22 protein-coding genes are annotated in these 21,054 nt (G+C 67.6%); 11 read left to right on the forward strand and 11 right to left on the reverse strand.

What is annotated here, in order from left to right; translation table 11 throughout:
• The first annotated feature begins 14 nt into the window (after positions 1-14).
• The 6 genes from OXQ33_RS04665 (at position 15) to OXQ33_RS04690 (ending at position 6,596) form a co-directional block, all read left to right on the forward strand.
• The gene (locus OXQ33_RS04665) at positions 15-782 is read left to right on the forward strand and encodes a Slam-dependent surface lipoprotein (protein WP_267433528.1); all 768 of its coding nucleotides are present in this window, start codon (positions 15-17) and stop codon (positions 780-782) included.
• A gap of 55 nt (positions 783-837) precedes the next feature.
• Positions 838-2,313 (forward strand): porin family protein, encoded by a 1,476-nt coding sequence (locus OXQ33_RS04670; RefSeq protein WP_267433529.1) that lies wholly within the window; start codon positions 838-840, stop codon positions 2,311-2,313.
• Positions 2,303-3,031, forward strand: coding sequence for an energy transducer TonB (locus OXQ33_RS04675; protein ID WP_267433530.1), 729 nt, complete (start codon positions 2,303-2,305; stop codon positions 3,029-3,031). Before OXQ33_RS04670 ends, OXQ33_RS04675 begins: the two co-directional genes overlap by 11 nt.
• Positions 3,032-3,135: 104 nt before the next feature.
• A complete protein-coding gene (locus OXQ33_RS04680) occupies positions 3,136-3,684 on the forward strand; it encodes a biliverdin-producing heme oxygenase (RefSeq protein ID WP_267433531.1) in 549 nt (182 codons plus the stop codon).
• A 297-nt stretch (positions 3,685-3,981) separates the two neighbouring features.
• Positions 3,982-5,439: a benzaldehyde dehydrogenase gene (locus OXQ33_RS04685; protein ID WP_267433532.1), complete on the forward strand. Its 1,458-nt coding sequence runs from the start codon at positions 3,982-3,984 to the stop codon at positions 5,437-5,439.
• A 38-nt stretch (positions 5,440-5,477) separates the two neighbouring features.
• Positions 5,478-6,596: an NAD(P)-dependent alcohol dehydrogenase gene (locus tag OXQ33_RS04690; RefSeq protein ID WP_267433533.1), complete on the forward strand. Its 1,119-nt coding sequence runs from the start codon at positions 5,478-5,480 to the stop codon at positions 6,594-6,596.
• Positions 6,597-6,641: 45 nt separating this feature from the next.
• Here the strand turns inward: OXQ33_RS04690 and pcaF are convergent, their stop codons facing one another.
• From pcaF to OXQ33_RS04745, 11 genes are read right to left on the reverse strand one after another with little or no spacing between them, the layout of a single operon-like run.
• Positions 6,642-7,844, reverse strand: coding sequence for a 3-oxoadipyl-CoA thiolase (gene pcaF, locus OXQ33_RS04695; protein ID WP_267433534.1), 1,203 nt, complete (start codon positions 7,842-7,844; stop codon positions 6,642-6,644).
• 4 nt (positions 7,845-7,848) lie between these two features.
• The gene (pcaD, locus tag OXQ33_RS04700) at positions 7,849-8,625 is read right to left on the reverse strand and encodes a 3-oxoadipate enol-lactonase (protein ID WP_267433535.1); all 777 of its coding nucleotides are present in this window, start codon (positions 8,623-8,625) and stop codon (positions 7,849-7,851) included.
• A complete protein-coding gene (locus tag OXQ33_RS04705) occupies positions 8,625-9,275 on the reverse strand; it encodes a 3-oxoacid CoA-transferase subunit B (protein WP_267433536.1) in 651 nt (216 codons plus the stop codon). Before OXQ33_RS04705 ends, pcaD begins: the two co-directional genes overlap by 1 nt.
• A complete protein-coding gene (locus OXQ33_RS04710; protein WP_267433537.1) occupies positions 9,272-9,985 on the reverse strand; it encodes a CoA transferase subunit A in 714 nt (237 codons plus the stop codon). Before OXQ33_RS04710 ends, OXQ33_RS04705 begins: the two co-directional genes overlap by 4 nt.
• A gap of 10 nt (positions 9,986-9,995) precedes the next feature.
• Complete coding sequence (gene benD, locus OXQ33_RS04715; protein ID WP_267433538.1) at positions 9,996-10,772, reverse strand: benzoate diol dehydrogenase BenD; 777 nt, start codon at positions 10,770-10,772, stop codon at positions 9,996-9,998.
• A complete protein-coding gene (gene benC / locus OXQ33_RS04720) occupies positions 10,769-11,800 on the reverse strand; it encodes a benzoate 1,2-dioxygenase electron transfer component BenC (protein ID WP_267433539.1) in 1,032 nt (343 codons plus the stop codon). Before benC ends, benD begins: the two co-directional genes overlap by 4 nt.
• A gap of 24 nt (positions 11,801-11,824) precedes the next feature.
• Positions 11,825-12,313 carry a benzoate 1,2-dioxygenase small subunit gene (benB, locus tag OXQ33_RS04725; protein WP_267433540.1) on the reverse strand — a complete coding sequence of 163 codons (489 nt, stop codon included), beginning with the start codon at positions 12,311-12,313 and terminating at the stop codon, positions 11,825-11,827.
• Positions 12,310-13,686 carry a Rieske 2Fe-2S domain-containing protein gene (locus tag OXQ33_RS04730; protein WP_267433541.1) on the reverse strand — a complete coding sequence of 459 codons (1,377 nt, stop codon included), beginning with the start codon at positions 13,684-13,686 and terminating at the stop codon, positions 12,310-12,312. Before OXQ33_RS04730 ends, benB begins: the two co-directional genes overlap by 4 nt.
• Before the next feature lie 17 nt (positions 13,687-13,703).
• On the reverse strand, positions 13,704-14,597 hold the full coding sequence (locus OXQ33_RS04735) for a dioxygenase (protein WP_267433542.1): 894 nt from the start codon (positions 14,595-14,597) through the stop codon (positions 13,704-13,706).
• Between the two features lie 59 nt (positions 14,598-14,656).
• Positions 14,657-14,947: a muconolactone Delta-isomerase gene (gene catC, locus OXQ33_RS04740; RefSeq protein ID WP_267433543.1), complete on the reverse strand. Its 291-nt coding sequence runs from the start codon at positions 14,945-14,947 to the stop codon at positions 14,657-14,659.
• A gap of 3 nt (positions 14,948-14,950) precedes the next feature.
• Positions 14,951-16,108, reverse strand: a complete 1,158-nt coding sequence (locus OXQ33_RS04745; protein ID WP_267433544.1) for a muconate/chloromuconate family cycloisomerase — start codon at positions 16,106-16,108, stop codon at positions 14,951-14,953.
• Positions 16,109-16,217: 109 nt separating this feature from the next.
• On the opposite strand from OXQ33_RS04745, the gene OXQ33_RS04750 reads away from it, so the two are divergent.
• The 5 genes from OXQ33_RS04750 to OXQ33_RS04770 all read left to right on the forward strand — a co-directional run bounded on the left by OXQ33_RS04750 (position 16,218) and on the right by OXQ33_RS04770 (position 21,012).
• Positions 16,218-17,144 (forward strand): LysR family transcriptional regulator, encoded by a 927-nt coding sequence (locus OXQ33_RS04750; RefSeq protein ID WP_267433545.1) that lies wholly within the window; start codon positions 16,218-16,220, stop codon positions 17,142-17,144.
• Between the two features lie 38 nt (positions 17,145-17,182).
• Positions 17,183-18,121, forward strand: coding sequence for a LysR family transcriptional regulator (locus tag OXQ33_RS04755; RefSeq protein WP_267433546.1), 939 nt, complete (start codon positions 17,183-17,185; stop codon positions 18,119-18,121).
• 148 nt (positions 18,122-18,269) lie between these two features.
• Entirely contained in the window at positions 18,270-18,977 is a 708-nt protein-coding gene (locus OXQ33_RS04760) for an OmpW family outer membrane protein (RefSeq protein WP_267433547.1), read from the forward strand.
• A 29-nt stretch (positions 18,978-19,006) separates the two neighbouring features.
• Positions 19,007-19,792: an alpha/beta hydrolase gene (locus tag OXQ33_RS04765; protein ID WP_267433548.1), complete on the forward strand. Its 786-nt coding sequence runs from the start codon at positions 19,007-19,009 to the stop codon at positions 19,790-19,792.
• A 17-nt stretch (positions 19,793-19,809) separates the two neighbouring features.
• A complete protein-coding gene (locus OXQ33_RS04770; protein WP_267433549.1) occupies positions 19,810-21,012 on the forward strand; it encodes an FAD-dependent monooxygenase in 1,203 nt (400 codons plus the stop codon).
• Positions 21,013-21,054: the final 42 nt, after the last annotated feature.

The following is a 21,054-nucleotide window of genomic DNA, read 5'->3' on the forward strand; positions in this document are numbered from 1 at the left end:
CACAGGAGTATAGCATGACCTCCATCAAGATGAAGACCATCCTTCTCGCCGGCCTCGCCACCGCCCTGAGCGCCGGTTCGGCACAGGCCCAGTTCGCCGGTGGCTCCAGCGACACCGACAAGGTGACGGTGGGCGTTAGCGACGTGAACGGCGGCCCTCATGTTGCCGGGCGAGCCGGAATCGCCGTGCCGGGAACCAATGGGCGAAAGGTCGATTTCCAGGGTCTTAGCCTGTACGCGCTTCCCGACCTGAACGGTGTCCGCCACCTCAACATGGCGAGCAGCAACACCCAGGATCATAGCCGCTATGGCGATTTCCGCTTCGCGCAGGTCGGCTCGGCCGATCTGTGGTTCGGCGAATGGTCGCAGACCGGCAACGCCTCGGCGGGCGATCACACCGTCTATTATGTCGGCAATACCAGCGGGACGACGGTTCCCACGAGCGGCACCGCGACCTATGCGGTCAAGGGCATCAGCGATTATGCCAACAAGGGCGTCCTGACCGGCACGCTGACCGCGAACTTCGGGTCGGGCACCTCGGGCACGCTGAGCGGTAGCCTGTCCAGCTCGACCGGGGCGGGCGTCAACATCGGCACGGCCCGGATCATCGGGGCGACCTTCTCTGGCAATGGTGCGGTCGCCACCCAATCGGGGGCTACGGTCGCATCCGGTGGCGCAGTGAACGGTCGCTTCTTCGGTGCGAACGCGGCGGCGCTGGCCGGAACCGTCAAGTTCGACGCTGCCCGTCAGCACGACACCGCGTTCGGCGGCACGAAGAACTGACGCGAAGGGCCGGGCTCCCGTCTCTCCCTTGCGGGGGCCCGGTTCCACCACGATCATGATCCGCCACACGCTCATTCCCCCGCTGCTGACGCTCGCCACGCTGCTGCTGGCCGCGCCCGCCGCCGCGCAGAGCGCGCGCAGCGACGACAATCGCCTGCGCCTCGACCCCGGCATCGACCGCCGGGCGACCGTGCAGGAGCGCGCCGCGATCGACGGCACCGAGCCGCCGGACCGCATCACCATCGACGGACAGGTCTATACGGTCGCCAACAATCCCGACGATCTCGGTCGCGCGCTGTACCTGTCGGTCGCGCGCAAGAACTGGGCCGATGTCCGCCGCTTCCTGCCCCGCTACCGGGCGCTGCCCCGGCCCGACCCGATGCTGGTCGCCTGGGCGCTGGGCGGTCTCGCACGCAGCGAAGGCCGGCTGGGCGAGGCCGAGCGCCAGTACCGCGCGCTGCTGGCGATCCAGCCCGATTTCCTGCCCGGCCGCCTCGAACTCGGCCGCGTGCTGTTCGAGGATCGCCAGGACCGCGAGGCGAAGCGCCTGTTCCGCGCGATCCGCGATCAACTGGCGGGACAGGGCGCGCAGGCCGCCGGGGTCCGCAAGACCGTCGACACCTTCCTTGCCGTGCTCGACCGGCGGAGCGGCTGGCAGGGGATGATCGCGTTCGGTCCCGGCTATGGCAGCAATCTCAACCAGAGCTCGGCCAGCCAGACCTGCCTGCTCACCGGCGACAACGGCGTGTGCCTGATCGACCGGACACTGCCACCCGCCATCGCCTCGGTCGGGCTGAACGTCGAGGGCAATATCAGCCGCCGGATCGCGTTGAAGGGGCATGGCGGGCTGCTCGCGCGCGCCTTCGTCTATGGCGATGTCTGGCCGAAGCAGGGCGGCTTCAACCAGGCGACGCTGAGCGCGCAGATCGGCTATGACCATCAGACCGCGCGGCGCAGCCTGACCCTGTCGCCGACCTTCGACCTGTCGAGCTTCGGTAATCGCCTGCTCTTCACCGCGCCGGGCCTGCGCGCCGAGGCGATGGTCACGCCGTCACCCGCCACCGCGCTGCGTCTGGAGTTGGCGCGTCGCGTCTTTCATTACCGCCGCGACTTCGCCGATCTCGACGGCCCGTTGACTGAAGCGAGCCTGACCGGCTGGCTTTCGCGGCCCGGCGGCTGGACGCTGCTCGCCGGCCTGGAGGCTGGGGACAAGGGGGCAGGGGCCCTCGCCAATGCCTATCGCCATATGGGGGCGCGGCTGGGCGTGGTGCATGGCTTTGGCGACTGGGCCGAATTGTCGCTGATCGGCTCGGTCCGCCAGCGCGACTACCGCGCCTATAGCGAGTTGCTGGCGGCCAGACGCCACGACCGCGAAACCAACCTGACCGCCGTGCTGCGCCTGCCCAAACTGCGCCTCGCCGGGCTGACCCCCAATATCCTCCTTCAGCACAATCGGGTGAAGAGCAATGTCGACTGGCTCTATTCCTTCCGTCGCACGGCTGCCAGCATTCGGCTGGAACATGCATTCTGACGATCGGCGATCCGGCTATCGCCAGCCGGTACAGGCGCGGGCGTTCGGAACGGCGGCGCTGGCGGCGGGCGGGATGCTGGCGGCGCTGTTGCTGAGCATCCGCCTGTTCACGCCACCGACCCCGGCCATGGATGCGGGGCGGATGGCGGTGTTCGTCGCGGAGTCCGTCCCGCTCACCCGGTCGGAGCCGCCGCCCGATCCGGTCGTCGATCCCCAGCCGCCTGCCCCGAAGCCGCCCATGGCCGTGGCGACGACATCCTCGCCGACCATGGCCGCGCCGGTGGTCGTGAGCAGCGCCCCACCGTCGATCGCCTTGCCCTCCGCCGTTGCGTCGGCGCAACCGGTGTCGGCGCCGGTGCTGGCTCCATCCGTAGTCGCGAAGCCGGTGGAAAGTCCGGCCAGACCTGCCCCCGCCGCCTCGGAAGCGGCTGCGGCGGACTGGCGGGCGCGTCTGCTCGGCCATCTCAAACGCTATCGCCGCTATCCGCGCCAGGCGGAGGCGGCGCGGCAACAGGGTGTGGCGCGGGTCGCCATCACCTTGCGCCGATCGGGCGAGGTGATCGCGGTCGAGCTGGTCCATGGCAGCGGCTATCCGCTGCTCGACATGGAGGCGCGGACGACGGTGCGCCGGGCTTCTCCCTTGCCCGCCGTCGATGACGCCGTTCCCGGCGATCCGGTGACCGTGGAGGTCCCGATCGACTTCGCCTTGCGTCGCTGAACCGTTACCGAAGGGATTTCACCATGACCGTCATCGCCTCCCACATCGCTTCCGGCCCCGCCCTGGTCGTTGCCACCCGATCTCTCTCGCGCTCTCAGCGGCTGATGCAGGCGACCCGCAGCGCGCATGACCGGTTGGACGACCGGATCATCTCCGCGGGGCCTTTCCAGACACGCGATCACTATGTCCGGTTGCTGACGATGCAATATCGTTTCCACCGGGCGATCGACGGGCTCTACAGCCGCGCTCTTCCCCTTCCAGCCTCGCTGGAACTGCCCAATCGGCGGCGGTTGGAGCGGGTGCGGCAGGATCTGGGCGATCTGGGTCGGTCGCCGCCCGTGGATGAAGGACGAGCCCCGTTCGACGCCAGCCGGATCGATCCGGCCGCCGCCATCGGATGGCTGTGGGTCGCGGAGGGGTCGACGCTCGGCGCTGGGTCGCTTTTGAAACGTGCGGCGGCGCTGGGCCTTGGCGAGGCGTTCGGCGCGCGCCACCTCGCCGATCCTCCCGAAGGGCGCGGCCAATATTGGAAGCGGTTCACCCGCGCGGTCGATGCGCTGAACCTGGATCAGACGGACGATGCCTTGATGTTGAACGGCGCGCGAGACGCCTTCGCCCATGTCCGGCGGTTGACCGATGAGTGTTTCGCATAACTGCAAGGGATGAATCGGTTTTCCCGGGCCGGCGAACTGTTGCTGGGGTTCGTCTGGGTCGTGCGCAGAGGGCATAGGCGCAGCAACCTTGTAGGTATCAACGGGATATAAAGTTGGTGTTGGACGGGCCGCACCGGCCCCGACATGCTTGCCTCCACAAAAGCGAAAGCTTCGGACCAGTCGCCACGACAGAATGCGGCATCCTATGGAGAGGAAGCGGATGATGGGTGTCATGCCATTCCGACGATGCTCGGCGCCGCGCCGTCCAACATCCCAACGATCATAAAGGAGAGCGATATGACATCCCTGCTCGACGCCGCGCATCTCGATGGCCGGTTCTTTGATGGGAACTGGATCGAGGGTGGTCAGGGCTATGACGTCCTCGAACCCGCGACCGGTGCGGTTCTGGCGCGGGCCGCCTCGGTCGACGCGGCGACCGTCGCGCGAACGGCGGCGGCGGCACGTACCGCGCAGCGGGACTGGGCGGCGGCGACACCCGATGTCCGGGCGAGCGTCTTCGTCCAGGCGGCGGCGCTGGCGCGGGCGCATGGCGAGGAGATCGTGACCTGGGTCATGCGCGAAAGCGGCTCGGTGCGCGCCAAGGCGGAGTTCGAGCTGGCGATCACGATCAAGGCGATCGAACTGGCGGCGGCCATGCCGCATCAGGCGCAGGGGCTGGTCCTGCCCAGCGAGCCGGGGCGGCTCAGCCTGGCGCGGCGTCGCCCGCTCGGCGTGGTCGGGGTGATCGCGCCGTTCAACTTCCCGCTCTACCTGGCGATGCGGGCGGTGGCGCCCGCGCTGGCGGTGGGCAATGCGGTGCTGCTCAAGCCGGACCCGCGCACGGCGGTCTGCGGCGGCCTGGTGATCGCGCGACTGTTCGAACAGGCGGGGCTGCCCGCCGGCGCGCTGTCGGTGCTGCCCGGCGGCGGCGAGGCGGGGGCGGCGCTGTGCGCGGACCCCAATGTCGCGATGATCCAGTTCACCGGCTCGACCGGGGCGGGCCGCAAGGTGGGCGAGGCGGCGAGCCGTCATCTCAAGAAGGTCTCGCTGGAACTGGGCGGCAAGAACACCCTGATCATCCTGGCCGACGCCGATCTCGACCTCGCGACCCGCAACGCCGCCTGGGGCGCGTGGCTGCATCAGGGGCAGATTTGCATGACGGCGGGCCGCATCCTGGTCCATCGCGCGATCTTCGACGCCTTCGCCGCGCGGCTGGCCGACAAGGCGAAGGCGCTGCCCGCGGGCGATCCGATGTCGGGCACGGTCGCGGTCGGTCCCCTCATCAGCCAGCCACAGCTCGACCACGCGCGGGACATTCTCGACCGCAGCGTCGCCGCCGGCGCACGTATCCTGGCGGGCGGCACTGCCGAGGGGCTGTGCCTTGCCCCCACCGTGCTGGACGGCGTGGCGCCCGGCATGGCGGCGTTCGAGGAGGAGATTTTCGGACCCGTCGCGGTGCTGGTGCCGTTCGACACGGACGACGAGGCGGTGACGCTCGCCAACGACACCGAATATGGCCTGTCGGCGGCGGTGATTTCCCGGGATGTCGGCCGCGCCATGGCGCTGGGCGAGCGGCTCCGCGCGGGCCTGCTCCACATCAACGACCAGACCGTGAATGACGAAGTGGTCAATCCCTTTGGCGGGGTGGGCGCTTCCGGCAACGGGTCCGCGATCGGCGGCCCGGCCAATTGGGAGGAGTTCACCCATTGGCAGTGGGTGACGATCAAGGGCGCCGCGCCCGCCTATCCCTTCTGACGGCTCGCAACGACATAAGATGATGCAGGAGATGAGAAATGACTGACATGCGCAGCATCACCGCCGCCGTGGTTCGTGGCCAGGGCGCACCCTTCGCCATCGAGGAAGCGAAGATCGCCGCTCCGCAAGGGGGCGAGGTGCTCGTCCGGATCGTCGCGGTGGGGGTGTGCCACACCGACATCATCGTGCGGGACCAATATTATCCGGTGCCACTGCCCGCCGTGCTCGGCCATGAAGGTGCGGGCGTGGTCGAGGCGGTGGGCCCGGGCGTGACCGCCGTCGAGCCGGGCGACCATGTTGTGCTCAGCTTCGCCTCGTGCGGGGTCTGCGGTCCGTGCCTGACCGGTCATCCGGCGCATTGCGGCGATTTCTTCGCGCTGAATTTCGGTGGCGGGCGCAAGGACGGCTCGACCGCGACCTGCGATGCGCATGGCGGGGCGCTGCACGATCATTTCTTCGGCCAGTCCTCGTTCGGCAGTTTTGCGATGGCGCAGGAGCGCAACATCGTGAAGGTCGCCAAGGATGCGCCGCTCGAACTGCTCGGGCCGCTCGGCTGCGGTATTCAGACCGGCGCGGGCGCGGTGCTGCGCGCGCTGAAGGTGCCCTCGGGGGCCAGCTTCGCCGCCTTCGGTTCGGGCGCGGTCGGGCTCAGCGCGATCATGGCCGCGCGCGTCGCGGGTGCGACCCGGATCATCGCCGTCGACGTGACGCCCAGTCGGTTGGACCTCGCCAAGGAATTGGGGGCCACGCATGTGGTCAACAGCCGCGAGACCGATGCGGTGGAAGCAATCCGCGAGATCACCGGCGGCGGCGCGGACTTCACGCTGGAGAGCAGCGGTCGGCCCGAGGTGCTGCGTCAGGCGATCGACGCGCTGACCATCATGGGCAGGTGCGGCATCGTCGGCGCGCCCAGGCTGGGCACCGAGGCGAGCTTCGACGTGAACATGGTCATGGTGCCCGGCAAGCGTATCCTGGGCATCGTGGAGGGCGATGTCGTGCCGCAGGTCTTCATCCCCGAGCTGATCGCGCTCCACGCCCAGGGGCGGTTTCCCTTCGATCGGCTGGTGAAGTTCTACGACTTCGCCGACATCAACCAAGCGGTCGCGGACAGCGAAAGCGGCGTGACGATCAAGCCTATCCTGCGGCTGCCCGCCTGATGGGAAAGAGGGCAGGGGGCGCCATGCCCCCGCCCGTCCCTGGCGTCAGACCCGCTCCACCATCAAGGCGATGCCCTGGCCCACGCCGATGCACATGAAGGCGAGCGCGTAGCGCCCCCGCGTCCGGTGCAATTCCTCGACGGCGGTCATGACGATGCGCGCGCCCGACATGCCCAGCGGATGCCCCAGCGCGATGGCCCCACCGTTGCGGTTTACGCGCGGGTCGTCCTGGGCCAGTCCCAAATCGCGGAGCGTCGCGATCGCCTGGCTGGCAAAGGCTTCGTTGAGTTCGATCACGTCGACATCGTCGAGCGCGACGCCGGTCAGGCGGGACAGTTTGCGAGCCGCTTCGATCGGACCGACGCCCATGATGCGAGGCGCGATCCCGGCGGCGGCCATGCCGAGGATGCGCGCGCGCGGTGTCAGGCCGTGCCGTCCCGCCGCCGCTTCGGACGCGACGATCATCGCGGCCGCCCCGTCGTTCAGGCCGGAGGCGTTGCCCGCCGTCACGGTGCCGTCGGGGTGGACGACGGGTTTCAGCCGGGCCAGGGCGTCCAGGCTGGTGGCGCGGGGATGTTCGTCCTGCGTGACGATGCGCGGCTCGCCCTTTTTCTGGGGAATGGTGACGGGCACGATCTCGGCCGCCATCCGGCCGCTGGCGATGGCGGCGGCGGCTTTCTGCTGGCTGGCCAGGGCGAAGCGGTCCTGATCCTCGCGCGAGATGCGCCATTGCTCGGCGACATTTTCGCCCGTCTGCGGCATGGTGTCGACACCGTACGCCGCCCTCATCGCCGGGTTGACGAAGCGCCAGCCGAGTGTGGTGTCCTCGATCCGCTGCGCGCGGTCGAACGGGGAGGCGGCCTTGCCCATGACATAGGGGGCGCGGGTCATGCTCTCGACGCCGCCGGCGATGACCAGCTCGGCATCCCCCGAGCGGATCGCCTGCGCGGCGCAGCCGACCGCGTTGAGGCCCGAGCCGCACAGACGGTTGACCGTCGTGCCGGGCACCACCTCTGGCAATCCCGCGAGCAGCACGGCCATGCGCGCGACGTTGCGATTGTCCTCGCCCGCCTGGTTGGCGCAACCCAGGATGGTATCGTCCACCGCGCCCCAGTCGACATTCGCGTTGCGCTCGACCAGTGCGCGGATCGGCACGGCGGCGAGGTCGTCGGCGCGGATATCGGCCAGCGCGCCGTTCAGCCGCCCGATCGGGGTCCGAACGGCGTCGCAGAGGAAAGCGGCGGTCATGGGGTCAACTCCAGTGATTCAGGATGGCGTCGGCCAGCGCATCGGGCGCTTCGAGCGGCGCGAGATGGGCGGCGGGGAGGGCGATATGCCGTGCGCCGGGAATGGCCGCGACCAGATGCTCGCCATGCCCGGCATAGGGTGTCGAGGTATCGCGCTCGCCCGAGATCACCAGCGTCGGACAGGCGATCCGGGCCAGCCGATCGGTCAGCGCCATGTCACGGATCGCGGCGGCGCATCCGGCATAGCCTTCGGCCCGCATCATGAGCAGCCCGCGCCGGATCGTCGCGGCATGGCCGGGCCGCTCGGCGATGAAGGCGGGGGAGAGGAAGCGCGACATGGCAAGGTCCACGATCCCCGCCAGCCCCTCGCGACGCACCGTGTCGACCCGCGTGGTCCAGGCGGCGCGGTCCATCGTGGCGGAGGTGCAGATCGGTATCAGGCCCGTCACCCGGTCGGGCATGTCCAGTGCCATCTGCATCGCGATCATGCCGCCCAGCGACACGCCCGCCACCTGGGCCCTATCCCATCCGGCCGCGTTCATGACCGCCGCGACGTCATGCGCCAGCCCGGCCAAGGTATAATCGCCCGGCGGCGCGTCCGAAGCGCCATGCCCACGCGTGTCGATCCTGAGCAGGGCGACATGTTCGCGCAACAGCGGCAGGACCGGGCTCCACAGGTCCATGTCGGTGCCGATCGAGTTGAGCAGCACCAGTCGCGGCCGATCCGCTTCGCCCTCGACCTTCCAATAGAGGGCTGCACCGTCGGATGTCACGAACGGCATCAGGCGACGCCTTCCAGTATATCCGCGGCGAACGGCGCGGCGGTCTTGGTGCGCACCTCCTCCAGCGTGACGCCGGGCGCCAGTTCGATCAGGCGCAGCCCCGGCTTGTCGCAGGCCATGACGCACAGGTCGGTGACGATCAGGTCGACACAGGCCTTGCCGGTCAGCGGCAGGGTGCATTCGGGCAGGATCTTCGGGCTGCCCGCCTTGCTGGCATGGTCCATCACGACGACGATGCGCTTGACGCCCGCGACCAGGTCCATCGCGCCGCCCATGCCCTTCACCATCTTGCCGGGGATCGTCCAGTTGGCGATGTCGCCGCCCGCCGACACCTCCATCGCGCCTAGCACCGCCATGTCGATATGGCCGCCCCGGATCATCGCGAAGCTGTCGGCCGAGGAGAAGAAGCTGGAGGTCGGCAGGGTCGTCACCGTCTGCTTGCCCGCATTGATCAGGTCCGGATCCGCCTCGCCCTCGTACGGGAAGGGCCCGATGCCGAGCAGGCCATTCTCCGACTGGAGCGTCACGTTCACGCCCTCGGGCACATGGTTGGCCACCAGGGTCGGAATGCCGATGCCCAGATTGACGTAGAAGCCGTCCCGAAGCTCACGCGCGGCGCGCGCCGCCATTTCGTCGCGGGTCCAGCTCATGCCGCCGTCTCCCGGGCGCGCGTCGTCAGCTTCTCGATCCGCTTCTCGTTGATCGTGCTGAGCACGATGCGGTCGACATAGATGCCCGGCGTGTGGACATGATCCGGGTCGAGCGCGCCCGCCTCGACGATTTCCTCGACCTCGACCACCGTCACCTTGCCCGCGGTCGCCATGTTCGGGTTGAAGTTGCGCGCGGTCTTGCGGAACATCAGGTTCCCCGCCGGATCGGCCTTCCACGCCTTGATGATCGACAGGTCGGCGCGCAGCCAGGTCTCGCGGACATAGTCCTGGCCGTCGAACGTCTCGACCGGCTTGCCCTCGGCCACCACCGTGCCCACGCCGGTCCGTGTGTAGAAGGCCGGGATGCCCGCCCCGCCTGCGCGGATGCGCTCGGCCAGCGTGCCTTGCGGGTTCAGTTCCAGCTCCAGTTCGCCCGACAGATATTGCTGCTCGAACAGCTTGTTATCCCCGACATAGCTGGAGATCATCCTGGCGACCTGGCGGCTTTCCAGCAGCATCCACAGCCCGAAGCCGTCCGCCCCGGCATTGTTGGAGATGACCGTCAGCCCCTTCACCCCGCTCTTGCGCACTTCGGGGATCAGGCTTTCGGGATTGCCCGACAGCCCAAAACCGCCCGACATGATCGTCATGCCGTCGAACAGCAACCCGTCGAGCGCAGCAGCGGGTGAGGGGTAAATCTTGCTTTTCATATCGCTCCAGTCAGCCCAGATCGCCACCGGCCACGGGCAGGACCGAGCCGGTAATGTAGGAAGCCTCGTCAGAGGCCAGGAAGAGGATGGGCGCGATCTGCTCGTCCAGCGTGGCATAGCGCCCCAGGAAGGTGGAGGTGGTGACCTGCTCCACCGCCTCGGCCATCCAGGCCTGTTCGCGCGCGTTGTCGCCCTCCGGGTTGCGCGGCACGGCGCGCGGCGGGGCCAGCGTGCCGCCGGGCGCGGTCGCGACGACGCGGATGCCCTGGTCGCCATATTCCATCGCCAGGCTCTGGGTGAGGGCGTTGATCCCGCCCTTCGCCGCCGAATAGGGTACGCGCCTTATGCCGCGCGTCGCGTTGGAGGACACGTTGACGATCGTGCCGCCGCCCTGGCGCAGCATGATCGGGAGGACGGCGTGACAACCCCAGAGTGTCGGCATCAGCGAACGGCGGATTTCCGCCTCGATCTGCTCGGGCTCGAACGCGGCGAAAGGGCGCATCCGGATCGCGCCGCCGACATTGTTGACCAGGATGTCGATCCGACCAAAAGCCACCACCGCCGCCGCCATCGCGGCGGCCGCGCCGTCATGGGTTTCGAGGTCGCAGACGAAGAACGCCGCCGCCCCGCCCGCTTCCTCCGCCACGTCGGCCACGAACTCGGCGCGGTCGACCAGCAGGACGGCGGCCCCCTCGGCGGCGGCGCGCAACGCTACGCCGCGCCCGATGCCCTGGGCGGCCCCCGTCACCACCATGACCTTGTCGCGGAAACGTCCGGCGAAGGTCATGCCGCCACCGCGACCGGCGCTTCGCTGGGCGCGAATTTCTCGTAATGGAAATGCTTCGGCTCGACGCCCTTGTCGCGCAGGAAGACGCGCACCGCCTCGACCATTGGCGGTGGCCCGCACAGATAGATGTCGCAGTCGCCTGCGTTCAGATGCGCATCGGTCAGGTGATCGGTGACATAGCCCTTCAGCGGATGCGCGCTCTGCGGATCGGCGACGCACATGGTCCAGCTCAGCGAGGGGAGTCGCGCCGCCAGTGCCTCGATCCGTGCGATCTCGACCATGTCGCCGTCGCGGGTCACGCCGTAGATCAGGTGGAGCGGCTGGTCCGTGCCCGTGTCGGCCAGCACCTCCAGCATCGACAGGATCGGGGCGAGCCCGGTGCCGCCCGCCAGCAGGATCGTCGGCCGCTCGACCGCTCGCAGGAAGAAGCTGCCCTGCGGTCCGACGAAACTCATGCGTGCGCCGGGCTTCGCCTGGGAGGTCAGCCATTCGCTCATCAGCCCGCCGGGCATGTTGCGGATCAGGAAGCTGGCCTCCGCCGCGCCGGGTTTGGAACTGAAGGAATAGGCGCGGTGCTGGTCGGTGCCGGGGACCGCCAGATTCACATATTGGCCGGGCAGGAAGCCAAGCGCGGCCGGATCGTCCAGCCGCAGGGTGAGGCGGATCGTGCTGTCCGACACCAGGTCCACCGTCGCCACCGCGCCTTCATGCACGGCAGGTTTCACCTTGCAGGCGGTGGAGGGCACCGGCACCGCGACGACGCAGTCGGACGAGACGCGCATCTGGCAGGTCAGGACCAGCCCTTCCTCCGCCTCGTCGGCGGTCAGCGCCTCGTCGATATAATCGTCGCCTAGATCATAGACGCCTTGCTCGCAGCGGCATTTGCAGGTGCCGCACACGCCGTCCGAACAGTCCATCGGCAGGTTGATCTTCTGGCGGAACGCGGCGTCCAGCACGGTCTCGCCCGGGTCGCAGGTGATGAAGCGCGTCGCCCCATCCTCGAAATTCAGTGCGATACGGTGGCCCATGATATCCTCTCCGGGGGCCGGGCGTCAGACGTGATAGACGTCGATCACCTGGCGGATATAGTCGTTCTTGAGCACGACCTTCTTGTGGGTGATGAGCGGCTGCGCGCCCGTCGCGTCGATGGTGTAGAAGGACGTGCCGAAGAAGCTCAGCGTCTCGTTGTAGCGGTGGCTCAGCGTGTGCCAGTTGAACCGCACCTGCATCTGCCCGTCGGTCTCGCCGAGAATCTCGACGTTCGAGACGGCGTGATTGGTGCGCGGCTCGGGCATGCTCGCCCCCGACCGCTCGGTCTTGATGCGGAAGACCCGGTCCTCCAGCCCGTCGCGATCGGGATAATAGATCAGCGAGATCTCACGCTGCGGGTCCTCGACGATCCGGTCGTCATCGTCCCAGGCGGGCATCCAGAAGACCGCGTGCGGGGCATAGCAGGCCAGCCACTCGTCCCATTCCCGGTCGTCGAGCAGCCGCGCCTCCCGATAGAGGAAGGCGAGGAGCCGGTCATAGGTCAGGCTCATGCCGCCACCTCCAGCCGGTCGACCGGCCGCAGCCTGGCGCCACCATTGTCGCCGCCATCGCGGTCGAGCGCGGCGATCAGCGTTCGTGCCCAATATTCATGCTGGCGGACGAACAGCCCCTCGTCCTCGCTGCGTCCGCCGCTGAGCAGGGGTTCGAGGCCCAGCGCCCGCGCATTGTCGTCCGGCCCCGCGACACAGTGGGTCGCCCCGCGGCTGAGGTCGTTCCACAGCTCGCCCGCGCCCTCATAGGCCTTCTGGCAGGAGCGGAATTCCTCCAGATCGTCGGGCGTGCCCATGCCGCTGACGTTGAAGAAATCCTCATATTGCCGGATGCGCAGCGCGCGGTCGGCATCGCTCTCGCCCCTCGGCGCGAAGCAATAGATGGTCACTTCGGTGCGATCGACCGCGATGGGGCGGACGACGCGGATCTGGGTCGAGAACTGGTCCATCAGATAGACATTGGGATAGAGGCACAGATTGCGGGTCTGATCGACGATCAGCTTCGCGCGCTCCTCCCCGACCCGCGCCGCCAGCGCCTCGCGATGCGCGTAGATGGGGCGCACTTCGGGATTGAGCAGCCGTGTCCAGAGCAGGATATGGCCATGCTCGAAGGCATAGACGCCGCCGACGCTCTTCGACCAGCCATCGGGGTCGACCGCCTTGACCGAGTCCTCCTTGCGACGGCCGGTGGTCGCGGCATAATTCCAGTGGACCGCGCTGACATGATAGCCATCAGCGCCATTTTCGATCTGCAGCTTCCAGTTGCCGTCATAGATATAGGAGGAGTTGCCGCGCAGCACCTCCAGCCCTTCGGGCGCCTGGTCGACCATCTGGTCGATGATCAGGCGGGTCGAGCCGAGCCAGTCCTCCAGCGGCGGCACATCGGCGTTGAGGCTGCCGAACAGGAAGCCGCGATAATTCTCGAACCGGGCGACGCGGGCCAGGTCGTGCGACCCCTCGGTGTTGAATCCGGCGGGATAATCGCCGGTCTTGCCGTCCTTCACCTTCAGCAGCTTGCCCGCATTGCTGAAGGTCCAGCCATGGAACTGGCAGGTGAAGCTGCCCTTGTTGCCATGTTTGCGACGGCACAGCATTGCGCCGCGATGCGCGCAGGCGTTGATGACCGCGTTCAACGCGCCGGTCTTGTCGCGGGTGATGATGATCGGCTGGCGACCGATATGGGTGGTGAAATAGTCGTTATTCTCCGGAATCTGGCTTTCATGCGCCAGATAAACCCAGTTGCCCTCGAAGATGTGCTTCATCTCCAGCTCGAACAGGTCGGGGTCGGTGAACATGTCCCGGCGGCATCGAAAGGCCCCGGTGGCGGGATCGTCGACGACGGCGGTGGCGAGGCGTTCGCGAAGGTCGGTCATGGCATGTCCTCCCGAGATCAGGCGACGGCAAGGCGGGCGCGGTGCGAGAAGGCTTCCTCCTCGGCATCGTCGGCGCGCTGCAACTGGAAGTCGAAGGCAATATGCGCGGTGTCGCCCTGGCGGTTCGGCACTGGCAGCAGCCCCTCGCGGGTGCCGAAGGCGAAGTCGTCGGCGGCGAAGGGATCGTCGCCGAAATTGATCTGGGTGGTGAGCTGGCGATAGCCGGGCGCCTCGATGAAGAAATGGACATGGGCGGGGCGGTTGCCGTGGCGGCCGAGCACCTGCATCAACTGGTCGGAGGCGCCGCCGGGCGGCACGCTATAACCGTTCGGCATCTTGGAATGGAACGCATAGCGGCCATCGTCGGCCACCCGGATACGGCGGCGGTTGTTGAACGGCGTCTGCTCATGGGTGGGGTCGAAGTGCGAATAGAAGCCCTTCGAATTGGCGTGCCAGACATGCAGGATCGCGTTCCTCACCGGCTCGCCGTCCAGCCCGGTGATCCGTCCGGCCATGTAGAGCGTGCTGGTATCGTCGGGATCGTCGGTCAGGTTGGCGTCATTATCGACCAGCGGCGCGCCCTCGACATAGAGCGGCCCCTCGATGGTGCGGGGCGTGCCGCCGCTCTTGCCGGCCTCGGCATCCTTGGCGTCCAGATAGAGGTCGAGGAAATGCTCCAGGCCGACGCCGGGCATCAGCAGCCCGAACTCGTCCGCGCCCTTCTGGAGGAAGTTGACCGCGCCCCAGACCTCGTTCTCGCTGATGTCGTGCTTGACGATCAGCACCATCAGCGACTCCACCAGATCGCGCAGGATCGCCTTGACGCGCGGATCGCCCTTGTCGGAGGCCGTGCCCGCAACGCGATCGAGCAGATCCTGGATGGCGGGGGTCTTTACGAAGCTGGTGTCCATCACACTCTCCTATATTCTGTTTGTCCGGCCGCTCGTCGGCGGTCTTGTCGTTCGGGTCGTCAGCGGTCGTCGTCGTGGAGCGAAGAGGGGTGGCGACAGAGTGGCGTCACCCGGATCGTCATGAAGGGATAAAGCGGCAGGCTCATCAATATGTCGTGCAGCTCGCTATTGGAGCCGACATCGAAGATGCTGACATTGGCGTAGCGCCCGACCACCCGCCAGATATGCCGCCAGGTCCCTGCACTTTGCAGCTCTTGGAACCGCGCCTTTTCTGCCGCCTTCAATCGGGCGGCTTCCTCGGCGTCGAAGCCCAGCGGGATGTTCACGTCCATTTCGACCTGGAACAACATGGTTCAGCCTCTCCCTGCGACGACATGAAGGGTGGGGGAGCAACGGTCGCGGCGGTAAAAGGCGACGCGGTCCTCGTCCAATGCGATGCCAAGGCCAGGGCCGGTCGGCACGTTCAGGTGGAAATCGGCATAGTGGAGCGGCTCGGCCAGGATGTCCTCGGTCAGCAGCAGCGGGCCGAACAGCTCGGTCCCCCAGGCTAGCGAGGGCAGGGTGGCGCAGAGATGCGCCGACGCCGCCGTCCCCACGCCGCCCTCCAGCATGGTGCCGCCATACAGCCCGACGCCGCCCGCCTGCGCGATCGTCGCCACCGCATGGGCGGGGATCAGGCCGCCCGACTGGGCGATCTTGACCGCGAACACCCGGGCCCCGCCGCACGCCGCAATGGCAAAGGCGTCATTGGGGCCGTGCAGCGCTTCATCGGCCATCAGCGGCACGACATGCTTGGCGGACAGCCGGGCCATCGCGGCATGATCGTGGCGGGCGACGGGCTGTTCGACCAGATCGACGCCCGCGTCCTCCAGCAGCCTCATGCCCAGATCGGCCTGCGCCTCGTTCCAATTCTGGTTGACGTCGACGCGCACGCTGCCTCGGTCGCCGACCGCGCGCTTGATCGCGGCGACATGGGCGACATCGGCGCGCACGTCGCGCTTGCCGATCTTCAGCTTGAAGATGTCGTGCCGCCGCTCGGCCAGCACCCGCTCGGCTTCCTCGATGTCGCGGACCGTATCGCCGCTGGCCAGCGTCCAGGCGACCGGCAGCCGATCCCGGACCGCGCCGCCGCCGATCAGCGCGGAGACGGGCACGCCCAGCCGCTTGCCCATCATGTCGAGCAAGGCGGTCTCCACCGCGCATTTCGCGATATGGTTGCCGAAGACGCTTTTGGCGATCCGGGTCATCGCCGCGCCGACCTGTGCCGCGTCGCAGGTTTTCAGAACGGGGGCGATGTACGTGTCGATGGCGAGCTTGATGCCCTCCGGGCTCTCTTCGCCATAGCTGAGCCCGCCGATGGTCGTGCCTTCGCCGATCCCCTCGATTCCATCGGAATCGCGCAGCCGGACCAGCACGATCGACTGGTGGTGCATGGTCGCCATGGCGAGCACATGCGGCCGGATCGTCGGGATGTCGACGATATAGGTATCGACCTCGGCGATCGTGGCCATGCCCTCTTCCTATCCAGTTCCGTCTATATTCTTCCTGAAATTAGGTCTGCCGCTCTGGACGCGCAAAGATCATTATGGTCTGCTTGCGATACTTGGAGAGTATGGGCCTATGGATCTGCGGCAGCTTCGCTACTTCGTCACCGTCGCCGCCGAGCGGAATTTCAACCGCGCGGCCGAGCGGCTGCATATGGCGCAGCCCCCGCTCAGCCGGTCGATCCAGCAACTGGAGGCGGAGGTCGGCGCGACGCTGATCGACCGGACCAGCCGCCCGCTCGCGCTGACCCCGATGGGACAGTTGTTCCACGATCAGGCGGTGCAGGTGCTGAGGCGGGTGGACGACATGCGGACGATGATGGACGCCGCGATCGCGACCGACCGGCGGCGCTTCACCATCGGTTTCGTCGCTTCCACCATCTATGCGCGCCTGCCCGCCCTGATCCGCGAGTTCCGGGCGGAGATGCCCGATGTCGAACTGACGCTGGTCGAAAGCCCGACGCTGGACCAGATCGCGGCGCTGAAGGAAGGGCGGATCGATATCGGTTTCGGGCGTATTCGTTTCGATGACCCGGCGGTGCGGCGCACCGTGCTTCGCCGCGAGTCGCTCGTCGCGGCGGTGCCGATGGGAAGCGCTTTGGGGCGGGACGGCGCGCCGGTGTCGCTGTCGGCGCTGGCGCGCGAAAAGCTGGTTCTCTACCCTAGCGCGCCGCGCCCCAGCTATGCCGATCAGGTCCTGTCGCTGTTCCACGACAACGGCCTCAGCCCAGACCGTATCGTCGAGGCGCGCGAGTTGCAGATCGCCATCGGCCTGGTCGCGGCGGAAGAAGGCGTGGCGGTGATCCCGGAGTCGGTGCGCAAGGCGCGGACCGAGGATGTGCGCTATCTCGAACTGGTCGAACCCGCCCATTCGCCGATCATCATGAGCCACCGGGTCGGCGACGCCTCGCCCGAACTGCGTGCCTTTCTGCGGATCATTGCGCGCAAATATACCGACTGGGGCTATGGGGTGCCCGAAGCGCTGCTGGCGGATCGCGAATAACGTGCCGTCGACACGCTGACCTGGGAGAGGACGAGAGGATGGACATAAGGCAGCTGCGCTATTTCGTGACCGTCGCGCAGGAAGGCAATTTCACCCGCGCCGCCGAGCGTCTCCACATCGCCCAGCCGCCGCTTAGCCGCCAGATTCAGCAGATCGAGGAACGGGTCGGCGCGACCCTGATCGACCGCTCCGCCAAGCCGCTGCGGCTGACGCCGATCGGCCATCTCGTCTATGATCAGGCGATCAGCATCCTGGCCCGCATGGCCGATATGGATGCGATGATCGCGAAGGCCGTGGTGTCGCAGAAGCGGCGCTTCGCGATCGGCTTCGTCGCCTCCACCATCTATTCGCGCCTGCCCGCGATCATCCGCGCCTATCGGGAGGCGATGCCCTCGGTCGACCTGTCGCTGATCGAAGGCGGTACGCTGTCGCAGATCGCCGCGCTGAAGGAAGGGCGGATCGATGTCGGCTTCGGGCGTATCCGGTTCGAGGATGATGCCGTGGCGCGCGTGGTGCTGCGCGAGGAGCCGCTGATCGTGGCCCTCCCGGCCTCGCATCCGCTGGCGGCGGGCGGGCCGGTGTCGTTGACGGCGCTGGCGACGGACCCGCTGATCCTCTACCCCAATGCGCCGCGCCCGAGCTATGCCGATCAGGTGGTCGGGCACTTCCACGACCTGGGCGTCACCCCGCTGATCGCCCATGAGGTCAGCGAGTTGCAGATCGCGATCGGGCTGGTTGCGGCGGGGGAGGGGTTCTGCATCGTCCCCGCCTCGGTCCGCCGGTCGCGGGTCGACGGCGTCCGTTACCGCCAACTGGTCGAGCGGGTGGCCTCGCCGATCATCATGAGCTTTCGCAAGGACGACCGTTCGCCCGAACTCCACGCCATGGCGGCGGTGATCCGCGAGCGATATGGCGCGTGGGATTATCCGGTTCCCGACGCGATCCTGCGCATGACCGACCAGGGGGAGGCCGGCTGAGCCCGCCCAACCTTTCGGGTATGGCGATCATATGGAGTTGGTGTTGGACGTGCGTGACGCGTCCCGACATTCTGCCCCCACGAAAGCGAAATCGCTTCGGGACAAGTCGCACGACAGATCGCGACTGCAGATGGAGAGGAAGCGGAAAATGGCTTCTATATCATATCGATATTGGATCGGGCGGCGGAAGGGCCGCGTCTTGGCAGGGCTTGCCGGACTGTGCCTGATGCTGCCCATGGCGGCGCAGGCCCAGCAGTCGACAGACGGCAAGGAGCGGCGCTTCTATGTCCGGCTCGGCGCAGCGCGCATCATGTTCGATGAAAAGGCCGATGTGAAGCTGGCGGGGCAGACCCTGCCGGGTGCGAATGCGACCGCGTCGAACAACAACGGTATCAGCCTCGATATCGGCTATTTCCTGACGCCCAATGTGTCCGTCGCCGCCACGGTGGGCGTCCCGCCGACCAGCACGCTGACCGCGTCGGGGAGCCTCGCGGGGGCAGGCACGCTGGGCAAGGTCACCTATGGTCCGGGCCTCTATACCCTGCGCTATCATTTCGGGCGTCCGGGCGGGGTGCGGCCCTATATCGGCGGCGGCCTGAACTGGACGATCATCTTCAAGACCGAAGACGGCGTGCTGAAGGACTTCCGCACCAGCAATACCGTCGGTCCTGCGATCACGGGTGGCATCGACGTGCCGATCAACGAGCGTATTGGGGTGTTCGGTGCGGTGAGCAAGGTGTGGACCAGCACCAACGCGCGCTTCCGGCTGGATACGCCCGATGGCCTGGTGCCGGGCACCGCGTGCGTGCAGCTCAATCCCCTGATTGCGCAGGTCGGCCTGCAATATCGCTTCTGATCCCCCCGGTTCGAACAGGAAGACATGTCATGACCGTCACCGATATCATCCTGATCCACGGCGCCTGGAACCGCGGCGCCTGTTACGACGCGGTCGTCCCGCTGCTCGAAGCGCGGGGCTACCGTGTTCACGCGCCGGACCTGACCGGCCATACTCCCGGCGATGGCGGCCATTTGTCGGTCGTCGACATGGAGCACTACACCCGCCCCGTCGCCGAGATCATGGCGCGGGCCGAGGGCCAGTCGATCCTGCTCGGCCACAGCATGGGCGGATCGTCCATCTCGTGGCTGGCGCAGCATCATGCCGACAAGGTCGCGGGGCTGATCTACCTCACCGCCTTCCTGACCGCGCCCGGCGTGACGCCCGAGACGTTCGTTCTGCCCGGCGAACCCAACCGGGGTACGCCGCACGCGCTGGACCTGATCCAGCCGGTCGACGAGGGACGCGGGTTGCAGGCGGACTTCACGCGGCTGGAGCGTTTCCGCGAAGTCTTCATGGGCGACTATCCCGGCGAGGGGATGCCGCCCGCCGAGCAGTTCATCCAGACGCAGACGACCGTGCCCTTCGGCACGGCCAACCCGATGGAGGGCCGCGCCCTGGCGATCCCGCGCCTGTATATCGAGGCGCTGGACGATGTCGCGATCCCCATCGCCGTACAGCGCCAGATGCAGAAGGAGTTCCCAGGCCCGGTCGCGGTCGTGTCGCTCCCGGCCAGCCATGCGCCCTATTACTCGATGCCCGAGCGACTGGCCGATGCGATCGCCGATTTCGCCGATGCGCCCGCCGAATATGGCCGGGCCGCCACGGCCGCCTGAAGACAGAGGAGTCCTTCATGAAGATCGCGATCATCGGCGCCGGTATCGGCGGACTTACCCTCGCACTGGCGCTTCGGGCGCGGGGTATCGAGGCGACGCTGTACGAGCAGGCGGCGGAACTGAGCGAGATCGGCGCGGCGGTCGCCTTGTCGGCCAATGCCACCCGTGAGTTGCAAAGGCTGGGCCTGATCGACCAGCTCGAGCGGACGGGGGTCGAGCCGACCGAGCTGATCTACCGCGATGGCCTGTCCGGTGATCGCCTGGCCTCCCATGCGGTGCGCAAGGGCGGCGCCTATCGCGATCGGTTCGGCGCGCCCTATCTCGGCATCCACCGCGCCGATCTCCAGACGACGCTGGGCCGCGCAGTAGGGGTGGAGCATATCCATCTGGCCCATCGGCTGGAGCGGATCGAGCCCATGGGCGAGGGGGTGGCGCTCCATTTCGCCGGGCGCGATCCGGTGGAGGCCGACATCGTGGTGGGCGCGGACGGTGTCCGCTCCATCACCCGGCAATGGGTCGGCGGACAGCCGTTGCGCTATTCCGGAACCAGCGCGTTTCGCGGCATCGTGCCGGTCGAGCGGCTGGACGCCTTGCCCGACCCCCAGGCCATCCAGTTCTGGATCGGCCAGGACGCCCATCTGCTGCATTATGCGATCGGCGGCGATGGCGATCACGTCAACTTCTTCGCGGTGGTGGAGGGCCCCACCGCCTGGCCCGATCGCGGCGGTACGGTGCCGATCGAGCCCGGTGAAGCGGTGGAGGCCTTCGCCGACTGGCACCCGGCGGTTCGCCAGATGGTCGCGGCGGGCGATGTCGAACGGCGCTGGGGCCTGTTCGTCGCCCCGCCGCTTCGCCACTGGCATCGGGGGCCGGTCGTCCTGATCGGCGATGCCGTCCATGCCATGCTGCCGCATCACGGGCAGGGCGCGAATACGACGATCGAGGATGCCATCACCCTGGCGACGATGCTTGACGGTCTGACGACGTCCAACCGCGACGCGCGCTTCGCCGCCTATCAGAAGGAGCGGGCGCTGCGCACCCGCCTCATCCAGCGCAGCTCATGGGACGCCAATCGCGCCCTCCATACCGATGCCCGCCTGCCGGATGCGATCCGGCACCGCGCGATGAACCGCTTCCCCGAACGCTATGGCTGGATCCACAAGTTCGATGCGTCCGCTCGGTTGTCGGGTATGTCCCACGCCGGTTCCGTGCGCCCCTGACCTCTCGCGACCGGCATATGGAACCTGTGTGCCGCCCATCCA

The sequence above is a fragment of the Sphingomonas sp. GM_Shp_1 genome, from assembly GCF_026540895.1.
Classification (GTDB): Bacteria; Pseudomonadota; Alphaproteobacteria; order Sphingomonadales; family Sphingomonadaceae; genus Sphingomonas.

Bases quoted from the DNA above. Each gene is read 5' to 3' on its own strand.
- OXQ33_RS04765 (WP_267433548.1), top strand. From the start codon at position 19,007: ATGACCGTCACCGATATCATCCTGATCCACGGCGCCTGGAACCGCGGC.
- OXQ33_RS04675 (WP_267433530.1), top strand. From the start codon at position 2,303: ATGCATTCTGACGATCGGCGATCCGGCTATCGCCAGCCGGTACAGGCG.
- OXQ33_RS04750 (WP_267433545.1), top strand. From the start codon at position 16,218: ATGGATCTGCGGCAGCTTCGCTACTTCGTCACCGTCGCCGCCGAGCGG.
- OXQ33_RS04745 (WP_267433544.1), bottom strand. From the start codon at position 16,108: ATGGCCACGATCGCCGAGGTCGATACCTATATCGTCGACATCCCGACG.
- benC (WP_267433539.1), bottom strand. From the start codon at position 11,800: ATGGGCCACCGTATCGCACTGAATTTCGAGGATGGGGCGACGCGCTTC.
- OXQ33_RS04710 (WP_267433537.1), bottom strand. From the start codon at position 9,985: ATGAAAAGCAAGATTTACCCCTCACCCGCTGCTGCGCTCGACGGGTTG.
- OXQ33_RS04670 (WP_267433529.1), top strand. From the start codon at position 838: ATGATCCGCCACACGCTCATTCCCCCGCTGCTGACGCTCGCCACGCTG.
- pcaD (WP_267433535.1), bottom strand. From the start codon at position 8,625: ATGCCGTTCGTGACATCCGACGGTGCAGCCCTCTATTGGAAGGTCGAG.
- OXQ33_RS04760 (WP_267433547.1), top strand. From the start codon at position 18,270: ATGGCTTCTATATCATATCGATATTGGATCGGGCGGCGGAAGGGCCGC.
- OXQ33_RS04665 (WP_267433528.1), top strand. From the start codon at position 15: ATGACCTCCATCAAGATGAAGACCATCCTTCTCGCCGGCCTCGCCACC.
- pcaF (WP_267433534.1), bottom strand. From the start codon at position 7,844: ATGACCGCCGCTTTCCTCTGCGACGCCGTTCGGACCCCGATCGGGCGG.
- benB (WP_267433540.1), bottom strand. From the start codon at position 12,313: ATGAGCCTGACCTATGACCGGCTCCTCGCCTTCCTCTATCGGGAGGCG.
- OXQ33_RS04770 (WP_267433549.1), top strand. From the start codon at position 19,810: ATGAAGATCGCGATCATCGGCGCCGGTATCGGCGGACTTACCCTCGCA.
- OXQ33_RS04755 (WP_267433546.1), top strand. From the start codon at position 17,183: ATGGACATAAGGCAGCTGCGCTATTTCGTGACCGTCGCGCAGGAAGGC.
- OXQ33_RS04690 (WP_267433533.1), top strand. From the start codon at position 5,478: ATGACTGACATGCGCAGCATCACCGCCGCCGTGGTTCGTGGCCAGGGC.
- OXQ33_RS04685 (WP_267433532.1), top strand. From the start codon at position 3,982: ATGACATCCCTGCTCGACGCCGCGCATCTCGATGGCCGGTTCTTTGAT.
- benD (WP_267433538.1), bottom strand. From the start codon at position 10,772: ATGACCTTCGCCGGACGTTTCCGCGACAAGGTCATGGTGGTGACGGGG.
- OXQ33_RS04680 (WP_267433531.1), top strand. From the start codon at position 3,136: ATGCAGGCGACCCGCAGCGCGCATGACCGGTTGGACGACCGGATCATC.
- OXQ33_RS04730 (WP_267433541.1), bottom strand. From the start codon at position 13,686: ATGACCGACCTTCGCGAACGCCTCGCCACCGCCGTCGTCGACGATCCC.
- OXQ33_RS04705 (WP_267433536.1), bottom strand. From the start codon at position 9,275: ATGAGCTGGACCCGCGACGAAATGGCGGCGCGCGCCGCGCGTGAGCTT.
- catC (WP_267433543.1), bottom strand. From the start codon at position 14,947: ATGTTGTTCCAGGTCGAAATGGACGTGAACATCCCGCTGGGCTTCGAC.
- OXQ33_RS04735 (WP_267433542.1), bottom strand. From the start codon at position 14,597: ATGGACACCAGCTTCGTAAAGACCCCCGCCATCCAGGATCTGCTCGAT.